The following is a 16,074-nucleotide window of genomic DNA, read 5'->3' as shown; positions in this document are numbered from 1 at the left end:
TTTTCTATTATTTGTCATAGATTTTAAAAACTTTCTAGCATTGTTTATATTGTGAGGATTCTCGTTTCACCTCCTATGAGGTTTGGTAAAGATTTTACTGGAGCAGCAAGAAGAACTTTGGAGATTTATAGTAGGATAGGTGAAGAAGTTTATCTATGTGTTGATAGTAATACGTTACAATACGTTGATGAGGAGATAAAACCCTTACTTTCTAGTTTAAAACTGGTTAAGAGTGATAGTACTTCTGGCGGGTTTGGCTATATTATAAGAGGATTTCTAAACTGTTTAAGCCAGGCTAGAAAGGTTGATGTGATCTTAAGTTATTCTGAATACTCTCTTAGCGTAATTTACTCTTATTTTCTTTCTCTCTTTTCGGGAAAGCCTTTGATAATTTTCGTTCATCATGTTACCGAAGAATTAAGGGGGAATAGCAAGTACTCTTTCCTATTAAAGAGAGCATTTAAGAGGAGCAAAGGAATTATATGCTTAGATAATCCAGAGGTTAAAGAGGAATTAGAGAAAATGTTTGGTAAAGGGAAGAAAATAGTTACATCAACTAATGGCGTTAATGTGGATCAATATTATACTTCAGATGAGAAAATGTGTGATGGTTTATTTATAGGTGATTATGGTGAAAGGAAAGGAGTTAAATATCTTAGAGAAATTTGGAATTTAGTTAATGAAAAAGGAAATTTTAAGCTCTGTATTTTAGGTAGAAAATGGGAAGGAAAGGAATTGCCAAAAAATTCTGTTTATTTAGGCTTTGTACCAGAAAGAGAAAAGAGAGATATTCTAGCTAAATCTAAAGTCTTTGTTTTTCCTTCAGTGTATGAAGGATTTTCCCTAGTTGTAGCTGAAGCTTTAGCTTCTTATTTACCTGTTATAACCTGGGATTTATCATGGAATAAAAGGTTTGAGAGAGGTATAATTAAAGTTAAGTTTGCAGATACAAGTAGTTTTGCTGAAAAAATCCTTTTTCTCCTTATGAACGAGAAAATAAGAAAAAAGTTGGGATTTGAGGGAAAGGAGTTTGCTAAAAACCTTAGTTGGGAGAAAGCATCAGAGATTGAGAAAAAAGCGTTGATTGAGCTATTATCTTAGGAATTGCAGATAGTAATGCTCTCTTTACTAACAGATTTGCGTACAAGTGTTCTTCCTATTTGTGTTATTGTATAGCCTGCGAAGAATTTGTAGTTTTGGTAGCCTTTTCTTTTTATTGATTTTCCTCTTTTGTACTTGGGGCTTATCATGTCTGCTTCTTGTTAGTCTAGTTTTTCGAGAGAGTGTCCCACTTGCATAAAATTGAATAAAACTAGTTTCTCTTGTATTAAAGGAATACAAAATACTTTGAAAGTATTAGAAACTAATTGAATTTAGCTAAGGGATAAGAACAAGCATAATACTTAAGGGAGACTGGGAGAATATAATACCATGAAGGTCTACATAAGCCAAGACCTCCCAGTCTCCTATAATCAACTACCGACAAAACATAAAAATCTTGTCAAAATAAACTACGTACTAATAACCCTACTCAAAGACTTAGACAACTTCATAATAAGAGCACTAATAGTAATGATAATAATGCAATGCTCCTACAGTGACGTATCAAAATACTACTACGTGGATAAGGTAGTAGCATGGTTCCTAAAACAACCAATAACAAAAACAACACTTATATAAGTAATATTAGGCTGGGAGTATAATTTAATCCCAGCATGAGGGGGATGATCGGCAAACAACCTGTGCATAAATGCACCATGTGTAGCGTGATCTCCCCCTCATTAAAACACCCCATGGTAAAAATCGAACTTGAACAATGTGGAACCCCACACGGGGTAACCACAACATATAAGTGTGATTAACATGGGGATAATAGGAATAGACATAGATAAGAAAGAACTGAAATGTTACGTGTTAAGAGATGGCAAGGGGAGGAAGACAAAATTCCAAAATAACGTACAGGGTTTGAAAAAGCTTGAGGAGGAAATACAAGATGATACAGTGGTAATAGAGGCAACTGCAACCTATAGCACAAAACTAGCATCTTGGCTAAAAACAAGGGGTCACAAAGTACTACTAATAAGCCCCAACATACTAGCTAGAAACAAGGATCCGAGGAAGAAAAGCGATTATAATGACGCAGAGAAATTAGCAAATATGGCAAATGAGGGAAAACCGATAGAATTAAACAACTTGAAAGAACTAGTGTCATACTTGGAATTCCTTGATGGAGAGATAATAAGGTACAAGAACAGATTCAAAAGAACAATAATAATGATAGATGATGATGATGACAAAATAACGAAGAAGAGATTAAGGGAAATCGTAGAGGGAAAATATGAGTACAACGAGGATTACTTGAAGTTACCATATGCTGAGGCTGTAGTATACGAACTAAGAGGAATAGCAAGGCAAATAATTGAACTTGAGGATATGAAGAGGAAGTTGTTGAAGAGGATTGAGGAGGTAGTTCCTAAGGATCACGTGATCTTTACTATTCCGGGTATTGGGTTGGTTACTGGTGCTGTTATTTTAGCTAGGGTTGGTGATTTCTCACGTTTTAAGAAGGCGGAGAAGTTTGTTGCTTATTGTGGTTTAGATCCTGTTACTGAGAGAAGTGGCACAAGGATTGTTTCACATGGTATTTCGAAACGTGGTGATAAGTACTTGAGGAAGATGTTTTATTTAGCTGTTTTAACAATACTTTTGCATCGTAATAATCCAGTTATAGTTAAGTATTATGATGAGAGGAAGGATAAGGTTCCTCATAAGAAGCTTGTTGTTGCTTGTGCAAGGAAGTTAGCTAGAATAGTGTGGAGTGTTTGTTATCATAATGAGCCTTTTGATCCTAATGCTTGATCTCCCCTTGCCTTGAGAGCACGAGGAATTGAGGTCCTCGTGCTCGATGGTAGTCATGAGTATGCAAAATTTTTGACAGAAAGATTTATTACTGAACGCTACACAGAAAAACAAGAAAAACAATAAAGCCAAAAAATCAAAACCATATTCCACACACTAACAAAAGAAATAGAAAAACGACTTGAAAAACTTGAAAACTACACACCAATACCAAGAGTAAACCTACACAAACTATGGGCAGTAGACTCATTCATAATAGAAGTACCATTTGGAAAAACGAACAAGGAGACCTTGAGAAAGAAAGCAAGACTAGAGGCACAAAATTACAAGAGGAAACCAACAATGAAGAACTTGGAGAGAGTAATAATAGCTGCGATAAGGAGTATAAGAGCGAGGATAAGGAGGAGGTTTCAAGGTGAGTTCACGAAGAAGAGGAATAGGAGTTATTTTGGTTATAAAGTTTTTGTAATTATGTGTACTTCTTTGCTTGTTCATGATGTTGAGGTCAAATTAGCTAATTTACCGGATAATTCTATATCTTTCAACTACCCTGACTATAAGGTTGTTGATAGGGGTTTTAGGGGTTTGTCGAGTAGTTGGAAGGTTTTGAGTGGTTTTTGGTTTAGGAGGCATGTGGAGTTTTTTTGGTGTTTTTCTTAAGCGGTTTTGGGTTCCTCATGGGAATAGTCTTGTGATGAATCTTGTGTTTATTTATTTGATTGCTATTATTTATAATTCTTTGATTTACGTTTCTGTTCTTGATCGTGTGCCTAATGAGTCTCTTCTCCTCGTGTAGTTATAGTTCTCCTTCATGTAACTTTCTAGTTTTCTCAAGAGTAATGTTCGCTATGGGGGAATTCAGATATTTTCTTTCAATTAGTATAAATTTTTTCAGTTTTCTTAGATGTAACAACATGAATGAACAAGAAACTGTAAATATACTTTTACTATGATATTATATGAATTAACTACGCAAGTTATTTATTCAATTTTATGCAAGTGGGACGCTCTCTCGAGTTCTTGTGGGGTTTTGTTTAATAACCAGTTTTCACTATTTATTATGGATGTGAGCACGGCTTTGGGTATGTTTATGGTGTTCATGGTATTACGTCGTGCTCACACCCTTATTTGTATTACTTGTAAATGATAGATTACCTTAAAATTTTTTACTATTAATCACTTTTTACAATTCACAATGGAACCTTGAACTACCCTCCTCTACTTCACTCATACTTATATGCAATCATATATTGAGTAAAAAATTGCGTAATAAAAGTAATTAACCTAATATTAACCATATATATATATAAAATATCATATTAAAAAATTCATATATCTTTGTAGCTATAAGATATTAAGATTATATATTGAATTAGTAAATGCTTCCAAGTAATCCAATAAGGAAAAATAATCTATACAAAATGAAAGTTTTAATAATTAGACTTCCTATCTTAGTAACTAAATATTTTCTTTCTATATATTCCATCTAGTAACCTAGATTATATGATAGATTATAAATATTTATTTGAAATTTTTAGCACCTTGAATTTTCTATTTAATATAAGAAGCATTGTGCCTATTATGCTAGGCAAAACGAAGAGTCCAACTATATCGGTTTTTTGGGCTGAGAACGTTGAGTTAGGCAAAGAATTATATAATATTAAAGTATTATTAATAGGCTTTAACTTAAACAATGTATATCCGTACCAGTCAGAATAATTATAAACTTCCGCTCCTCTAACTTCCCAACCTTGAGAGTACGGGATCGTGAAGTATAAGTAAACTGTGTTATTAATAAATGCTGAATTAACATTAACCATGTATTCTATAGGAGAAATGTATTTTATATCTGCTGGAGTAAGGATAGCGGATAAGTCAGTCGAATTCAATAGATTTTGAATGGTATAATTTTCAAAGCCTATAAAAACTAAAGAAGAAGAAACATTTGTTTTCAGTACTTCATAAAGTGAATTATTGTATACTAATTTTAATAGACCTAATTTTTCATAGGTTTCTGTGCCATTCTCTAACTGATTCACATTAAAGCCACTAGGACAAGGTCCAAGAGGTCCAAAACCAGCTGCAGTTTTCTCAACTATAATGTAATGAATATTAAACAAATATATAAAATTACTAACATATCTAGTAGCGTTAGAATTACCCAAATATATGTAATTGTAAAAAGTCGCTATTTCTCCCATAGCAGTAGGGGATGGACTATAATAACCACCCCCTAGAATTACATAAGGCTTTAAAAATAATGGAAATAAACTAGGTCCGTGATACCAAATTTCTGAATTTTCCGTAGGAAATATTGGAAAAACAATAACAGAAGAATTATAGTTAGAATTATCATTAATAAAATTAACTACTTTTAAGAACTGATAAGGAACTATTATGTAATTACCTCCGTTAACTAAGACATTTCCAGCAGGCAAGAAAACTGCTACAATAATTAGAATTACTGCAAGTGCTTTAAGATAAATTCTTCTTCTTTTTATCTCTTCAAGTATAGCATATACTCCAAAACCTACTCCATACGACATGACTGAGCCTAAAAATGGTGCTACTAATACATATTGTGTTCTTATATCAGTCATTATGGGGAATTCAAAAAACAGTTTTTCCCAAAAAGAAGAAAATGGAACATTAGGCATTGAGTATAAGAATGCAAAAATTAGTATAAGAAATAAGAATAAAAGTGTTTCTCCATTTCTTCTAGTCTTTTTATTAAATAGGATAAAGAGATATAGTATTGGAATAAATAAGGTAGATAGATAGATATATAAGGGTGGTAAACCGAAATTAGCGTTTATACCTCTTAATGTTAAATATAGAGGAGAGCCATAAGAATTAGTTACCCAATAATAGAATGATATTTCTATAAAACTCTTATCTTGACTAAAGCTACTATAAATTGCCAATAATCGACTCATCCTAATTAAAATAAATCCAATAATACTTAACAACAATAGTAAAACTCTTCCAACTTTTCTATCAATCAAACTTCTTATACTATAAAATAAAATTATTGAAAATAATAATACAAACGTGGATAATGCATAAACGGGTATAGCGTAATAATATAATAAAGCCATTGTAATTATTAGGAAGAAGAAATATATTAAAGAAGAAGAAAAATTGTCGCTTGTAAAATATTTTCTTATTACAAAAATACTTGCAGGTAATGCGAGATAATATAAATAAATTGCTTCTAAGGTTGTCGAATATATACCTCCAGAACTTAAATTTATAATAAAAAAGATAGAGCCGATTAGAGAGGCTAATATTGCGGGTAATGAATTTTCTCTTAAAATTTCTTTAATTGTAAGATAAACTAAAATAGAACCTATAAATATCATAAACAATGAATAAAAAGTATATGAAAATGGGATATTAGAAAATAAATAGACAGGGTAATTAACTAAAAAATTACTAAGTGAGAATCCACCTAACTGCCCAGTCCAAGGATTATACCCATAGATAGACATAATCAGATACTTATAAGCAACTTGAGTATTATAATAAGGAAAGATATTGTCGTCAATGGTATACACGTTTCCTAGTCTAGAAAAATCTATAGATAACAACAAATCAATTAAAAAAAGAATTAGAATATCAGCATGTTTAAAACGATACCATGTTATCTTAAATTCCATTTTGATAGCTACTTTGCTTGCTCGTATTTAAAATTTTCTCTATAAAGCTTTTTGAATTTTTATTTTTGATAAACTTTTCTAGCTTTTGATATAGATAAATCGCTTTTACTTTCAAAATTCTTCCACCTATATGCTTATAATGTTTTGTTATTTACTTTAACTCATGATACTTATCATAGGAGAATTACCTATTACTTCGGGAGGAGGAGGTATAAGAAATGTAGAGATACTTAGAAGGTTTGACTTTGAATTTGAATTTATTCCTTCTACTTATAATATTTATAATGCATTAAGAGATCATAGTTATAAAGAAAAGCTCCTTGAGAAAATAAATCAGTTAAAACTTAATGTTTCACCTTGTATCTTGAAATTATTAGAGACAAGAAAGACATTAAGTAAATTACAGATAATTAAACAAATAAGTAATTTTATGAAAAACAAAACTTTCGAGATAATATATTCACAAGCCGACATTCTTGAAGATATTATTCTAGCAAGTAAAATTAATGGAAGACATAGGGGATTTCTAATTCAAGGAGTGTGGTTTTCAGAGAATTTTTGGGAAGATCTAAAACTTGATTTTATGGGAAATAGAGACGTAATGTATGATATTTTATCGATTGGATTCCTTAGTCTAAAAAGAGCTATTTATAGAAACTTATTTGTTCATTACGTGAAATATATGGATTTTGTTAATACAATAAATCCTAAAAATCAAGAGTATATGACTTTAGAAAAGAAAAATATACGAAAAAATATAATTTTCCCAGGTAACGCAATACGTGAATTAAATAAGCTAGATCAAAATATGAAAGAAGACTATTTTATATATCCGGCTCGTTATAACCCTTCCAAAGGTTTTTTACTACTTCCTTATATATGGAAAGAAGTTACCAGAAGAGGATATAATATTAAATTATACGTTAGTACTAATGATTTTAATAATCCTTATGTTAAAAGATTTATAAGATTATCGAAGAAATTCAAATTAGAGAATATAGTTTATGTAGGATTTCTAGATACTTTCAACTTCTCCTTATACGTAAGTAAAGCTAAAGGAGTGATTGTACCATCACTACGAGAGACGTACTCTTTAACAACTCTTGAAAGTCTTTATTTAGGCACTGTGTATTTGGGATTTAGAACACCAACTTTAGAATATCTGTATGGAAGTCTAAAACCCGTATTTTTAGGCAGTAGTATAGAAGAAATCGCAGATAACGTAATAAAAGTTAACAATCTCACTAATAGTGAATATAAGGAATTATTTGATGAGAAAACAAAAAAGTTTATAGAACTACATTCCTCATGGGATAGAGTAGCTAAAATGGAACAAGATACTTTATTGTATTTAACTAAAAAATAATTGTTTAAAATAAATTTAAGTTATAATATAGAGGAAAATTACTTTCTATTATAAAGTTAGAAAGTTAGTGAATTTCTAAATTCTACAAATATTACATTGACGATAAATTGCCTACAATTGATGAAATATGTTCATTTAAGGAAAACGCTAAAACAAAATGGTTAATTTTAGGGTTAAGATGTTACTCTGCTTCATGAAAACTCTTTATCTTGAAGTGGGTGATATAAAGAAACTATTATTTAAGATAAACAATTTCCGTAAACCGCTATACGAAATGGAGCGGAAAGTATTTAGTTTTAAAAACCATTTCTATAAATTCTAAATGGGATAATTATCACAGATAATATCCTAATGCGAAAGGTATTCCTTTTGCTAACATTATTGGAAGTAATTCTATCTTCTCTTTCGCGGATGTTCCCGGTCTTCCTCTCTTTACTAGAAACTCGAATTCTGTTCCTTTAAGTAGTTTAGCGTTTTTCCCATATTTATACCATTTTTTTAGAAAATTCGGAAGAGGGTCATCTTCTATGTGATATACTGCGTCTTTTACGAATTTTACGTCTTTTACTCCGGATAAGTAGTAAATGAGCGAGTCTTCAAAGGCTTGTAAACTGAGAAGTCTTTCTGGGATTTTTCTATAAGCTTCTAATAGGATATCCCTTCTGTATACTCTTGGGATTACTCCTCCTTCTATTTTTAGGTTTTCTTGGTATTTTTCTTGTATTATTTTTCTGTCTATTTTCATTAATTTGGCTGTTATTCCGTTTCCTATTGTTATTTCTCCTAATGCTATTGCTTCTGCTTTTGGTATTTTTTGTAATATTCCTTCTACTAATATCATGTCTGAGTCTAGGTTAATTATGTATTCTGCTGAGGCTATTTTTGCTCCTTCTATTCTGGCTTTTAGTCTGGTCCCCTTTATTTGTAGGACTGTCGCTCCCTCTTCTTTTGCTATTTTGTCCGTTCCGTCTGTTGAGTATGAGTCTACTACAATTACTTCTGCCTTTTGGGATATTGCTGACTTTATCGCTGAGGAGATATGTTTTGCTGAGTTTAGTGTCGGTATTATTACTGAAAAGTACACATAAAATAAATGTTTGTGGAGTAAAAAAGGTTAATTAAATTGTGTTTTTTCTGGTCAATAATGTCATCTATACTGATGTGTGTTCAATACTAATTTTTTAAAAAAAGAAAAAACTGAACGTAAATTAATCAGTGACTTTAAAACGGTACTTCAAAAAACTCTCACCCCCCATAATAACAATTTTCTAAATATTGTTCAATTCTATTATAAATCTCATTATCTATCCTTTCCAAGGAAAGTAATGAAAGATATAAAATCAACAAACTCCTCATCAAACCCAAAGTAAACCTCTTGTTCCTCACAATCAAATACAACGTGTAAATCAAGACAGCCAAGAGAAAAACCACTAATCTAAAAACAAAACTTCTAGAACAAGTGAAAGGCAAGAACTCTTTCACATTCCTAAAGAAACTCTCAACAAAACCCCTCTTCTTGTTATAAAGCTTAACCAAACTTGAACCACTACCAGTACAAATATTCGTACCATAACGCAAATACTTACCGTGCCTTTTTACAACAACAGGCCTAAACCTAACCCCCTTATTAGTCTCATAATCACCATCATACTTCTTCCTAATACTAGCCCTTGACACGCTAATGATAAACTTGAATTGAGAAACGAAATCAATAACCTCATTTGAGTAAAATCCAGCGTCAAGGGCTATTATTCTTATCCTAAATCCCAGGCTTATTACTTGTTCCACAAGGGTTTTCACTATATCTTCTTTTGGTAGGTCTGTGTAGGGGAGGAATGCTAGCATAAGGGTTTTGTTTCTGTATTTTGTTGTTGCTACTGCGTATTTCCACGCGTAACCTTGTTTGCTTCCTCCTACTCCTTCTATTTTTTCGCCTTCATAGGGTATTTCTGTCCAGTCTATGCTTATGTCTATTGTTTTGATCTTGATTTTTCTTTTTGCTATTTCTTGTATTTTGTGTAGTATTTTTTCTGCTACTTCTAGTCCTTGTTGTTTTACGTAGTTTCTCACTGTTTGGTCTGATACATTTTCTAGGTTTGCTCGTATTGATGTGTTCGATATACTAGCTTTTACTAGTGTTAGTTTGACTTTTTCTCCGTTCTTTCCTTTGAAGTCAAGGGAGGTTAAGGTTTTATTTGTGATTTCTTTTATAATAACTTGGTGGGTGGGGTCTCTAGTGGGTAATATTTGGTTCATGGTATTACTTTAACCCCCACCCACCTTATGTTTTTCCACAATTTTCATGTTATAAATGAGTTTTATTGTAATATTTTTCATATATTATTTTTACACTTTATTTCTAATAAACTACTTTTGAAGTACCGAAAAAGTAAGGAATTATATGTCCAAATAAGAAAGAGTGTGCACCATTTGAATGTTTAACGTTAATTCTACGAATAGTTCTGATTAAGAGAATAATCTAAACTTTCATTTACTCGGCAAACCACCAAATAAGATTGACTTTTAAAATAGCTTAAAAGGATATATAGTTGTTTTGTTGATCATTCCCCTCAGATTGAGATTAGATTATATTCTCCCAGTCTAATATAAGTGGTTTGAAGGTTGTTAGGCAACCTTGTCTAATTCATTTGGAGAGAAATTTAACTAGGGAGGAGAGAGAAAGGAAGGAGTTGGATGAGTTAATTTCTGCTAAAGTTATTGATAGTGAGTTTAAGGAGAAATTAGTCAGCTAGTCAGTCAATTAAGGTGTTCTTAATTTCACTATTTTACCTCAAGAGTCGTTGAAGAGTAATAATCTCGTTGAGTGCTTTTAATTAGTTTTTCTAATCATAGAGAATATCTTTATTTAATGAGAGAAGTTTTTCTAAAATTAAAATAAGATAAAATTAAGAAAGAAGGAGAATATGTTGAGATTAAAGGAGTTATCTAATTTTTATTTATTTATTTGTTTTTAGATATGTTAATCGATAGATATATATCATATATGTACACACACTATGATATTTTTGAGATTTTTGAGAGGAAAACTCAAAGGTGCCAACACGTCTCGGCTAATAACTCTCTATCAGTTCACTCAAAATCGGGAGAAAACTTTAAAGATATATATTTTAAAAAGGATTGTGGGACTGTCCGGGGATACGGACAGGATGATCAAAAATGGCGGACTGTCCGGGGATACGGACAGGATGATGCAGTGTTAAAAACCTCAATGTTTATTATATTTGTTGATGAACATTTCTGTGGACGAGTCTGGAAATCAATCGGTTAAAGATCCTTATCCTTTTGTCATTGGTATTGCGATAATAAAGGATACTAGAAGATACGAACAAGGATATAAGGAACTTTTAAACGAACTTAATCTTAAAAAAGTATTTAAATATTCTAATGATAGTCCAAAAAAGGATAAACCCTATGATAAGAACATTAAGGATCAATTCATAAATTTTCTATCCTCTAACATTATTTCCGTGTCGGTCATAATAGAAAAATTTGAAGACATAAAAAACTTAGCAGTTAATGTGTACGGAAAAGTTGTAGCACATTACATAGGCAAGTATGTTGCAGAAAACATAGCATACAGCGATAGCATTTCTGTGTATTATGATAGAAATCCTTTATTGAAAGCATCTGATAAACAGTACATTATGAATAATTTTCACAATTGGTTAAGAATAGCTAAAGTTCTTAAGCCAAGAGTTACAGTTTATCTTGAGGGCAAAGATAGAGATATATGGATTTCTGCATCTGATTATGTAGCTAGCTTAACCCGAGATTACGAAATTTGCAGTGAAAATGGGTTCAATCCTCAGAAATATTGTGAGCTAGTGAATGAATGGATAGATAAGCTTAGTCCATGCATAAATTTTCTTACTACTATTGAGATAAAAAATATCTAACTAAATAAAAAACTGGATATAATTTGTATACTAATAAAACATTAACACATATAATAATAATGATAATAAGTTTGTCTTAACTCAGACAAGTTACAGATGTAATCATGAATCGATGACGGGAACCCTCACTATTTGATGGTGGGGAGGAAGTCAGATTGTTATGGGTGATTTACGTTTTCATTACAAATTGTAATAATCTCATCCAGTTACAATAATACAATGAAGAAATGATAGAGAATATGTAATAGAAAGAAAGTAATTACGTTATTACAATAAAAATGGGAAAGGAAGGGAAAAAAGGAAAAATAATTATTTAAATCCTCTAAACCAATACCTCACAAAATCTTCATCTGAGAAGTAGTTTGTGGGATATCTGAAAATTAAGGTTATTCTCTTAATCAGAACTGTTCATAAAATTAGTAGCGTTAAACATTCAAATGGTACACACACTATCTGAGAAGAGTGAAAATTACCATATAATCGGATGTAAAACTAGTAGAAATTCTGACAAGGAATTGATTGGCTATTCTGAAATATTCATTCGCAATACTAAATAAACTTTTTATTAAACGATACCGTACAATGCTCTTCAGAACTAAAGCAAAGGGGGAGAGAGAAAAGACCTCTATGGTAGAGAAGGAAAATAAATGAAATCGATATTATGATATAATATGATCTAAATCATTATCCACTAAGTATCTAAGTTAAGTAATGATTACTTGCTAAATACATACTCTCAGTCATAACAAAGGTTATAAAAAATGAGGGTATATGTTATAATTAAGAAAAGGAAAAAAGAAAGAAAAATGACCTTTAGTAAAATATATTAAATTCTTCCCCTATTTTATATTATGATTTATATAGCCACCTGGGGAGATCCCTTAGGTTGGAGCACTGACGCAAAGTATGTCTGTGAGGATTCAAAAGTAACAGAAGGTTTTTCTGGTATTTTCTGTTATGAAAAATTTGATAGAGTTATAATTATAACGTTAGATTCTATATTAACGCCAATAGGGAAAGATAAACCTAAAAACACTAAAGCCTATAATTGTATAAAGCAAATTAACGTTAGTGAAATCAAAGATTATGATACTTGGAAAACTAAAACTGAGGAATATATAAAGTGCATTATCTCAAACTATATTCCAGATGTCATTGTCTTACCTGCAATAGGAAAATACGGTGATTTCACTTACGGGAAATATAAAAATACGTGGATTAGGCCAGAGCACTTGAAAATAATTCTAGCTTATGAATTATACAAAAAGTTAAAAGAGATAAGGGAAAATGAAGAAGTAATATTAGATACAACTCATGGCGTAAATTACGTTGGAGCTTTAACACTTTTAACGTTACAGAAACTTTCAACTTTGCTAAAGTTTAGACTAACTGTTATTAATTTCATACCTACAGTGATGTTTAAGGAATATTCGTTTACGGAAGTTTATAGGATAAAACCAAGTGTTTTCGATTATGATTCTATTGACGAAAAGAACATTGGCAAGGACAGGGTAAAGAAAGCTATAATATTGTCTCTAAAGAGAAATTCAGTTCTTATGCTTGCTTACTTATGTGATTCCGTTTCCCTTTCTGGTTATGAGTTTAAACCAGTAATAGAAGGAAATGAAATAAAGTTAGTAAATGACTTAAACGTTAAAAAAGAAGACGAAGCATGGGCAGACATAATATCTGATTACCTTTGTAAGAAAGTGAGATCGAAGGGTGAGAAAAAGAGATATCTTAGCTCTTTAAGGGATTTAGCAAAAGAGATCTATGGAAATAGTGCCTTTGCGGTGATTACGGATAAGGAATTGAATGATTTGTGGTCTATTGCTAGGAACAACCTAGGGTTTAATGAGGAAAAATTATACAAAGATATTAGGATGAAGGACCAGAATTCTGAGGATACGGAAACTAAAAAAGAAAAGGAAGAGAAAGATGTGACTATAAGGAATTTTATTGCCCATGCAGGACTTTTGAAAGATATAGTAAAGGTTAAGAAAGTAAGCGATAAAGAACTTGAGATCAGTTATGATGCAAACAGTGAAAATATAAAGACGTTAAGTGAAATATTAGACGTTGAATTAAATGAATTGTTAAATCGTAATTAAGTAGTGAATTAAGAGGGAGAAAAGTATTTTATAATGCAGTACATGTTGATTTTACACTTTTCTATCTTATGGTCTTTTTTCCCATATTGATGATAATTGATCTTTCGTTATTCATGCTGTTGCAACACACCCAGAAATTAATATAGTGATACAAGGGAAGGAAGCTAGAGGTCTAAAAATTATTATTACTGCAAAGTAATTTTCATTCATTATGATTATACATTCATATATGGCCAGAGAAGTAGGTGTTGTTATCGTTAAGAAATTCATTATGATTGTACATTAGGGGTAATTCAGGGCTTCATTGAGAATTGTAAAAAGTGATCAATAGTAAAAAATTTTAAGGGAATCTATCATTTACAAGTAATACAATAAGGGTGTGGGCATGAGAGAGTGTTCTTAACGAGAAATATTCAGTGAACAATTATTTGAAATCTATCTCATTGATGAATAATACTTAAGTTGATGAAAACGGACATCCGAATCAATTAATTTAGCTTTGGATTAAGATGATAATTTGGAGTGTAGAGTTAATTTTATTCTTTATATCAAAAACAAGCCGAATTTTATACAATCCGGACACTGTCTCGAAAGTGATAGTTTGCTTCATTATAATATTTTTTACTATATTATTCACTATTAAATTCGCAATAGAGATGTGAATCGTCCCTAAACCTTTGATCAAAATACCTTTCTCATTTTTTAAATAGTTGTGTATTCAGAGTACACAATCTTTTTAAATGCTTGTTTACTCAGAATACACAGTGATTGAGGAACAAAATCCTTGGTGGATATCAAAAGAAATGATTATTGAAAATGAAAATTATCGAAAATATAAAGAGTCTGAAATTAAATGGATTCAGACGTCATAGATCACGTTTCATTAGAACCCTTCTCTTTAAACATTATTTTTGGTCCTAGACAGGTTGGAAAAACTACTGCTGTAATACTCCTTATTGAGTACCTTCTGAAAAAGATCGAAAATCCTAAATCAATCTTTTACTTCTCATGTGATAAATTAGCAGATTATAAAGAACTGGATCAAGTTCTTGAAGAATACTTAAAAGTTAAGAAAAGGGAAAACATAAGAACATCTTACATTATCCTTGATGAAATAACTTTTCCTAAGGAATGGTATAGGTCAATAAAGTATAGGATAGACAAGGGAGACTTCAAAAACGATGTTATTATTCTCACTATCTATGAAAGCTAAGAGAGAGGTGGAAAGCTTTCCGGGAAGAAGAGGAAGGGGAAAAACGTTGATTATGTATCCCTTACCTTTTTCTAAGTTCGTAGAACTGTTTGGGATGAAAATTCCTAAAGGTGATGTAGATTATGCAATGAGCAAAGCGTTAGACTATATTCAGTATAGGCAAAAGCTCACGGAGTTACTTGACGTGTATTTATTAATCGGTGGTTTTCCTAATGCTATAAGAGATTATTTTACGACGGGAAAAGTAAATAAAAGTACGATCTCAGATTTTATTTCAAGTTTAATTCTTGATGTAAATAAGCTAAAGAGGAGTGAAAGTTTGTTCAAACTTACAATTAAGGCAATAATTGAAAGAACTACAAGTGAATTTAGTTATCATACAATTGCTAAGCAGGGTATCGGAAGTGTTAAGTCTGCAATTAGTTATGTCTCTATCTTAGAAAAATTATTTCTCTTAAAGACAATTCTCGCTATTGATCCCAATACTGGATCACCAATTCCTAGAAAAGAGAAGAAGTTTTACTTTGTTGATCCTTTCATTTATAGAGCTTTTGCCGAATGGGCTTTCGCTAACTTACCCAATGAAAATGAGCTAATTGAGGCTGTAGTCGTTTCTCATTTATCGAGGATATTTCCTTTATTCTATTTGAAGAGAAATGGTGAAGTTGATATTGTGATAAGACAAGGGGAGAAATTTAGGGGATTTGAGGTTAAGTATGGTAAAGCAGTTAGAAGGAAGTATATAGGAAAAATTAAGAATATAACTTTCCTTTCTAAGGAGGAGATTGGTGAAAACGTAATACCAATCCCTTTATTCTTAGCATTACTCGATATTCCACAAAGTGTAGAGATGATGGAAATAGTGTGAAATATTCTCACTGTGTCGTTATGAAGTTATAAATTCAAAGGGGCTGTGAATTTTATTTATTGGTAGTCCCTAAAATCACCT

General features: G+C 31.3%; 13 protein-coding genes. 10 read left to right on the top strand and 3 right to left on the bottom strand.

The genetic code is table 11. From position 1 onward, the window contains the following. Positions 1-51 precede the first annotated feature (51 nt). The 4 genes from V6M85_RS08125 to V6M85_RS08110 all read left to right on the top strand — a co-directional run bounded on the left by V6M85_RS08125 (position 52) and on the right by V6M85_RS08110 (position 3,519). Complete coding sequence (locus V6M85_RS08125) at positions 52-1,101, top strand: glycosyltransferase family 4 protein (RefSeq protein ID WP_338598640.1); 1,050 nt, start codon at positions 52-54, stop codon at positions 1,099-1,101. Positions 1,102-1,431: 330 nt separating this feature from the next. Then, entirely contained in the window at positions 1,432-1,680 is a 249-nt protein-coding gene (locus V6M85_RS08120; protein WP_338598639.1) for a hypothetical protein, read from the top strand. A gap of 183 nt (positions 1,681-1,863) precedes the next feature. Next, the gene (locus V6M85_RS08115; RefSeq protein WP_338598638.1) at positions 1,864-2,859 is read left to right on the top strand and encodes an IS110 family transposase; all 996 of its coding nucleotides are present in this window, start codon (positions 1,864-1,866) and stop codon (positions 2,857-2,859) included. A gap of 291 nt (positions 2,860-3,150) precedes the next feature. After that, positions 3,151-3,519: a hypothetical protein gene (locus tag V6M85_RS08110; RefSeq protein WP_338598636.1), complete on the top strand. Its 369-nt coding sequence runs from the start codon at positions 3,151-3,153 to the stop codon at positions 3,517-3,519. Between the two features lie 851 nt (positions 3,520-4,370). On the opposite strand, the gene V6M85_RS08105 is transcribed toward V6M85_RS08110, so the two are convergent. After that, positions 4,371-6,518: a hypothetical protein gene (locus V6M85_RS08105; RefSeq protein WP_338598634.1), complete on the bottom strand. Its 2,148-nt coding sequence runs from the start codon at positions 6,516-6,518 to the stop codon at positions 4,371-4,373. A 163-nt stretch (positions 6,519-6,681) separates the two neighbouring features. Between V6M85_RS08105 and V6M85_RS08100 the strand changes: the two genes are divergently transcribed. Next, entirely contained in the window at positions 6,682-7,884 is a 1,203-nt protein-coding gene (locus V6M85_RS08100) for a glycosyltransferase (RefSeq protein WP_338598632.1), read from the top strand. Between the two features lie 334 nt (positions 7,885-8,218). Here V6M85_RS08100 and V6M85_RS08095 read toward each other — a convergent pair whose 3' ends face one another. Beyond that, positions 8,219-8,968: a glycosyltransferase family 2 protein gene (locus tag V6M85_RS08095; protein ID WP_338598630.1), complete on the bottom strand. Its 750-nt coding sequence runs from the start codon at positions 8,966-8,968 to the stop codon at positions 8,219-8,221. Positions 8,969-9,129: 161 nt separating this feature from the next. Continuing rightward, positions 9,130-10,140 carry a DUF4322 domain-containing protein gene (locus V6M85_RS08090; RefSeq protein WP_338598629.1) on the bottom strand — a complete coding sequence of 337 codons (1,011 nt, stop codon included), beginning with the start codon at positions 10,138-10,140 and terminating at the stop codon, positions 9,130-9,132. Between the two features lie 359 nt (positions 10,141-10,499). On the opposite strand from V6M85_RS08090, the gene V6M85_RS08085 reads away from it, so the two are divergent. The 5 genes from V6M85_RS08085 (at position 10,500) to V6M85_RS08065 (ending at position 15,993) form a co-directional block, all read left to right on the top strand. Next, entirely contained in the window at positions 10,500-10,637 is a 138-nt protein-coding gene (locus V6M85_RS08085) for a hypothetical protein (protein WP_338598627.1), read from the top strand. 495 nt (positions 10,638-11,132) lie between these two features. Then, positions 11,133-11,801, top strand: a complete 669-nt coding sequence (locus V6M85_RS08080; RefSeq protein WP_338598625.1) for a hypothetical protein — start codon at positions 11,133-11,135, stop codon at positions 11,799-11,801. Between the two features lie 851 nt (positions 11,802-12,652). Then, the gene (locus V6M85_RS08075; protein WP_338598623.1) at positions 12,653-13,912 is read left to right on the top strand and encodes a TM1812 family CRISPR-associated protein; all 1,260 of its coding nucleotides are present in this window, start codon (positions 12,653-12,655) and stop codon (positions 13,910-13,912) included. Positions 13,913-14,765: 853 nt separating this feature from the next. After that, positions 14,766-15,125, top strand: coding sequence for an ATP-binding protein (locus V6M85_RS08070; RefSeq protein ID WP_338598621.1), 360 nt, complete (start codon positions 14,766-14,768; stop codon positions 15,123-15,125). Continuing rightward, complete coding sequence (locus V6M85_RS08065; RefSeq protein ID WP_338598620.1) at positions 15,115-15,993, top strand: DUF4143 domain-containing protein; 879 nt, start codon at positions 15,115-15,117, stop codon at positions 15,991-15,993. Before V6M85_RS08070 ends, V6M85_RS08065 begins: the two co-directional genes overlap by 11 nt. Positions 15,994-16,074 lie beyond the last annotated feature (81 nt).

It is taken from the genome of Sulfolobus tengchongensis (assembly GCF_036967215.1).
Taxonomy (GTDB): domain Archaea; phylum Thermoproteota; class Thermoprotei_A; order Sulfolobales; family Sulfolobaceae; genus Saccharolobus; species Saccharolobus tengchongensis_A.
The sequence above is the reverse complement of the archived record's forward strand: the minus strand, read 5'-3'. Positions and strand labels throughout refer to the sequence as shown.

Bases quoted from the DNA above. Each gene is read 5' to 3' on its own strand.
- V6M85_RS08120 (WP_338598639.1), top strand. From the start codon at position 1,432: ATGAAGGTCTACATAAGCCAAGACCTCCCAGTCTCCTATAATCAACTA.
- V6M85_RS08115 (WP_338598638.1), top strand. From the start codon at position 1,864: ATGGGGATAATAGGAATAGACATAGATAAGAAAGAACTGAAATGTTAC.
- V6M85_RS08065 (WP_338598620.1), top strand. From the start codon at position 15,115: ATGAAAGCTAAGAGAGAGGTGGAAAGCTTTCCGGGAAGAAGAGGAAGG.
- V6M85_RS08100 (WP_338598632.1), top strand. From the start codon at position 6,682: ATGATACTTATCATAGGAGAATTACCTATTACTTCGGGAGGAGGAGGT.
- V6M85_RS08075 (WP_338598623.1), top strand. From the start codon at position 12,653: ATGATTTATATAGCCACCTGGGGAGATCCCTTAGGTTGGAGCACTGAC.
- V6M85_RS08090 (WP_338598629.1), bottom strand. From the start codon at position 10,140: ATGAACCAAATATTACCCACTAGAGACCCCACCCACCAAGTTATTATA.
- V6M85_RS08105 (WP_338598634.1), bottom strand. From the start codon at position 6,518: ATGGAATTTAAGATAACATGGTATCGTTTTAAACATGCTGATATTCTA.
- V6M85_RS08070 (WP_338598621.1), top strand. From the start codon at position 14,766: ATGGATTCAGACGTCATAGATCACGTTTCATTAGAACCCTTCTCTTTA.
- V6M85_RS08080 (WP_338598625.1), top strand. From the start codon at position 11,133: ATGAACATTTCTGTGGACGAGTCTGGAAATCAATCGGTTAAAGATCCT.